Below are 4,441 nucleotides of genomic sequence, written 5' to 3'. Positions count from 1 at the left end.
CCGCGCCCCCGTCCGACGACGCCACCATCACCGCCTACGCAGCCGTCGTGGACTCCTGGAGCGACGCGCTGACCGCGATCATCCAGCGCGGCCAAGCGTCCGGCCTCTTCGCGACCGGCGATCCCGGACGCACGGCGTACCGCGCCTGCCGACTGATGGACGGGCTGGCGCTCGAAGTCCTGCTAGGCACCCTCGGCCGCTCCCGCACCTGGGCCGTCAGCGAGACACTCGACGCGCTCCGCGAATGGCTCGACGCGACCTGGTGACGCCGGGGGCGTGAACGCCGCCACCTCGCACCCGCTCGGACACTCGAGCGCCGACCAGATTTCGCGTAGATGCCTGCCGCGCCACCAGCCCTCCCACGGCATCCCGCAAGCCCAACCTCGACCGACAGAGTTCAATCCCGGTATCGCCCACAAATAAACCCGCAGGTCAGAGCCCCTTGGGAGGGTCTTTCCGTTTCAGGGAACATGCGCGTAACGAGCCAGGGGCCGCTTCGGCCGCTGCTGACCTGCATCGGCCCAGGCCTTCGGCATCGAGCTGACGACGGTTGTTCGCCGTCTCGACCGGGACGGTCCGCCCTCCGCTAGCTTGAGGGCTCCCCGTCCAAGAACCGCTCGATGCGCCGGTCGGGGATGAGCCACATGACGGCGACGGCCACGAACGGCACCATGGCCAGCCAAGGCGCCACAAAAGTCAGCGCGATTCCGGCGAGGTAGGCGATCATCGAGGCGATCCCCTTGAGGTCGGATCCGACCGCCTCGTGGTAGCGGGCCCCCGACCCCGGCATGCGACCGATCGCGATCTCCAGCACGTAGTAGGCCCCACCCGCAGCGAGCAGGTTGACGCCGTAGGCCACGGTCGGAGTTCGCTCGAGGTTCGTCTCGGCCATCCAATTCGTGGTGAACGGCACCAACGACAGCCAGAACAGCAGGTGCAGGTTGGCCCACAACACCGTCCCGTTGACTCGATCAACCAGCTGGAAGACGTGGTGGTGGTTGTTCCAGTAGATGCCGAGGTAGACGAAGCTCAGCACATAGGCGAGCAGCGGCACCCCCGTCTCCTCCCACAATCCCCGCAGGGACGGCTCCTCGGGAGGGTGAAGCTCCAGCACCATGATTGTGATCGCGATGGCGAGCACAGCGTCGCTGAACGCCTCGAGCCGGTTGGTCGTCATTGCGGCAAGGTACGCCGCAGGCGCCCCTTTTTGGCCTGGCCTCACGCCGCGAATCCCTGCACAGAACCGCCGAATATTGCACGATTCCGCTATCGAATCCGAGCGGGTCTGCGCGTATCGTCGATGAGATCTCCCATCGTCAACGGAATCGGCAGGTGGCCCCCATGGCGCGTACCCCGCTCGCGCGCACCCTGCGCCGCATCGCCGACTCGGTCGCCGACGACTCCCCCGACCCCGAGGCCTCGCACGCCCGGCTGTCCCGACGTCGGCTGCTGGCCGGGACCGCCGGCCTCGCCGCCTCGTCCGTCGTCCCTGCCGGGGCGTGGAGTGCCGCCGCGGCAGCCCCCACGCCCGGCGCGTCGCCACGGGTGGTGGTCGTCGGCGCCGGTCTGGCCGGGCTGAGCGCCGCGCATCGACTCCGCGCCGCCGGCATCACGAGCACCGTGGTCGAGGCGGACCAGCGGATCGGTGGCCGGTGCTGGAGCTCCACCACCTCGTTCGAGGCCGGGCAGGTCATCGAGCACGGGGGCGAGCTGATCGACACCGGCCACATCGCCATCCGCCAGCTCGTCAAGGAGCTCGGACTGCGCACCGAGAACCTCCTCGCTGCCGAGCAGCAGGGCACCGAACCGGTCTACTTCTTCGACGGTGCGCCGTACACCTACGCCGAGGCGACCGCCGACATCAAGACGATCTGGCAGCAGCTGCACAGCGACGTGTCCGCGGCGAGCTACCCGACGCTCTACAACCTGTCCACCGAGCGCGGCCGCGAGCTCGACCGGATGTCGATCACGGACTGGATCTCGGCGTATGTGCCGGGCGGGCTCACCTCGCGCCTCGGCCAGCTCCTCGACGTCGCCTACACGATCGAGTACGGCGGCGACAGCTCCACCCAGAGCTCGCTGAACATGCTCTACCTGATCGCCTACTCCGGCCAGGGGCAGCTCAACATCTTCGGCCCCAGTGACGAGAAGTTCCATGTCGTCGGTGGCAACGACCAGATCGCCACGCGGCTGGCAGATCGGCTGCCGGGCCAGATCCGGCTGGGCACCGCGTTGACGGCGCTGGCTCTCAACGCAGACGGCACCTGGACGGTGACGACGAAGTCGGGCAACAAGACCTCGAGCCAGGTCGCCGACCACGTGATCCTCACGCTGCCGTTCTCGCTGCTGCGGTCGGTCGACCTCTCGCGGGCCGCCTTCCCGCCCTTGAAGATGACCGCGATCTCCGAGCTGCCGATGGGCACCAACAGCAAGCTCGCCCTGCAGTTCACCGACCGGCACTGGCGGACTCTCGGCTTCAATGGGGACACCTACGCCGACACGGGCTACCAGGCCACCTGGGAGGTCACGCGGGGCCAACCAGGCACCCAGGGCATCCTCGTGGACTACACCGGCGGCACCGTCGGTGCCGGGTTCGGCGCCGGGTCGACTGCGTCCTACGCCAACCGGTTCCTCGCCCAGATCGAGCCGCTCTACCCCGGCCTGACCAATCGGTGGAACGGCCGGGCAATCCTCGACTTCTGGGCCGCCTACCCGTGGACGCTCGGCTCCTACTCCTTCTGGAAGGTGGGGCAGTACACCAGGTTCAGCGGGGTCGAGAAGGAGGCCGTCGGCACCTGCCACTTCGCCGGCGAGCACACCTCCCAGGACTTCCAGGGCTACCTCAACGGCGCCGTGGAGACCGGGTACCGGGCGGCAGCCGAGGTGCTCGCCACCCTGAAGTAGCGCGCACCCTCGGCGGCCGGCCCACGGCTCGCGGAGAGTCCATCGCCGCGCATGGTCAGGCGTTTCGTCATCCGGCGTTGCTGATGATCACCTTCAGGGCCTGCTGCTCGGCCGCGTCCGCGAACGTGTCGTACGCCTCCAAGAACTGATCGAAACCGAAGCGGTGGGTGACGAATTTCGCCGGGTCTATCGCTCCGCTCGTGATCTTCGTCAGCAGCTCGGGGGCGGTCGTTGCGTTGACCAGCCCGGTGGTGATCGTGATGTTGTTGATCCAGTCACGCTCGATCGGGAACTGCACGCTCTCTCCGTGTACACCGACGTTGGCCACATGGCCGCCGGGTCGGATCGAGTCGAGCGCCAGTCCGAAGGTCGCCGGGATCCCGACCGCCTCGATCGCGACATCGACACCCAGACCGTCGCCGCTGAGACCCTTCAACTCGGTCACGAGGTCGTGGCCACTCGCATCGACGGTGTCGGTTGCGCCGAACTCCCGCGACGCCTCGAGCCGGAACTTGTTGCCGTCGACTGCGATCACCCTGGATGCTCCCTGGGAGGACGCGGTCATCACGGCCGCCAGGCCGACCGGGCCCACGCCGACCACGGCGACGACGTCGCCGGGCTTCACCGCCCCGTAGAGCACCCCGATCTCGTAGCCGGTCGGCAGGATGTCGCTGAGCATCGCGCCTTGTTCGGCGGTGACGTTGTCAGGCAGCGGTATGAGCCCGTTGTCCGCGTAGGGGACGCGGACATACTCGGCCTGCGTCCCGTCGATGAGGTGCCCGAAGATCCACCCGATCCCGCCCAGCGTCTGGCAGTGGGACGTGAGTCCCGCCTTGCAGTAGTCACAGGCCATGCACTTGCTGATGCACGAGATGATGACCCGGTCGCCGACCTTGACACGGGTGCACGACGCTCCCACCTCGGTCACGACTCCGACGCCCTCGTGCCCCAGCACGCGGCCCTCGGCCACCGTGGGCACGTCGCCCTTCAAGATGTGCAGGTCGGTGCCGCAGATCGTCGTGTGCTCGACCTTCACGATCGCGTCGGTCGGGTCCTGAATGCTCGGGTCGGGAACGTCCTCCCACGACTTGTTGCCCGGTCCTTTGTAAACGATTGCCTTCATCACGCCTCGCTCTCGAGTGGTTACCGGCCTCCTGGCCTGAACTGGCATTGGCCCCGCCTCGGGTCCCCCGGTCCCTGGAAGATGGCAGCGACGACGTTCTCCACGACGCGTTCTCCGGGCCTTCCCTGCGAGTGGGGCGACCCCAGTAGACCTCGCAGGCGTGACCGGCAATGTCTCAATTCGAGAACCCACTCACCCCTCAGTGGCCCCGGTCCGGCCCGTCTGCGCGCAAGCCGAAGTCCGCCTGCAATCCGGGACGAAGGTCCCGTCGGGTGATGACTGTTGCTCCTGCTCGATCTCCCCTGATGGAGAGCAGGCTTGATCAATCAGAGGAAGCAATCTGCCCCCGGCGTCAGGAGAGACCGTGAACTCGCCCACCAGCCCGTCCCCACACCCGGTCAAGCACAGTGACAG

The 4,441-nt window shown here is 67.6% G+C and carries 4 protein-coding genes; 2 read left to right on the top strand and 2 right to left on the bottom strand.

From position 1 onward, the window contains the following. Positions 1 to 266, top strand: a 266-nt coding sequence (locus tag RMO85_RS02575) for a hypothetical protein (protein ID WP_310526292.1), incomplete at its 5' end; no start/stop codon positions are given. 320 nt (positions 267 to 586) lie between these two features. Here RMO85_RS02575 and RMO85_RS02570 read toward each other — a convergent pair. Then, on the bottom strand, positions 587 to 1,177 hold the full coding sequence (locus tag RMO85_RS02570; protein WP_310526290.1) for a TMEM175 family protein: 591 nt from the start codon (positions 1,175 to 1,177) through the stop codon (positions 587 to 589). Positions 1,178 to 1,341: 164 nt separating this feature from the next. Between RMO85_RS02570 and RMO85_RS02565 the strand changes: the two genes are divergently transcribed. Continuing rightward, entirely contained in the window at positions 1,342 to 2,904 is a 1,563-nt protein-coding gene (locus RMO85_RS02565) for an FAD-dependent oxidoreductase (RefSeq protein WP_310526288.1), read from the top strand. A 67-nt stretch (positions 2,905 to 2,971) separates the two neighbouring features. Here the strand turns inward: RMO85_RS02565 and RMO85_RS02560 are convergent, their stop codons facing one another. Next, positions 2,972 to 4,027, bottom strand: coding sequence for an alcohol dehydrogenase catalytic domain-containing protein (locus tag RMO85_RS02560; RefSeq protein ID WP_310526287.1), 1,056 nt, complete (start codon positions 4,025 to 4,027; stop codon positions 2,972 to 2,974). Positions 4,028 to 4,441: the final 414 nt, after the last annotated feature.

The sequence above is a fragment of the Nocardioides sp. genome (genome assembly GCF_031422975.1).
In the GTDB taxonomy this organism is placed as follows: Bacteria; Actinomycetota; Actinomycetes; order Propionibacteriales; family Nocardioidaceae; genus Nocardioides.
Note: the sequence above shows the minus strand (reverse complement) of the source record. Positions and strands in the feature narration are given on the sequence as shown.

Excerpts from the sequence above, each read along its gene's own strand:
- RMO85_RS02570 (WP_310526290.1), bottom strand. The coding sequence starts at position 1,177 with ATGACGACCAACCGGCTCGAGGCGTTCAGCGACGCTGTGCTCGCCATC.
- RMO85_RS02565 (WP_310526288.1), top strand. The coding sequence starts at position 1,342 with ATGGCGCGTACCCCGCTCGCGCGCACCCTGCGCCGCATCGCCGACTCG.
- RMO85_RS02560 (WP_310526287.1), bottom strand. The coding sequence starts at position 4,027 with ATGAAGGCAATCGTTTACAAAGGACCGGGCAACAAGTCGTGGGAGGAC.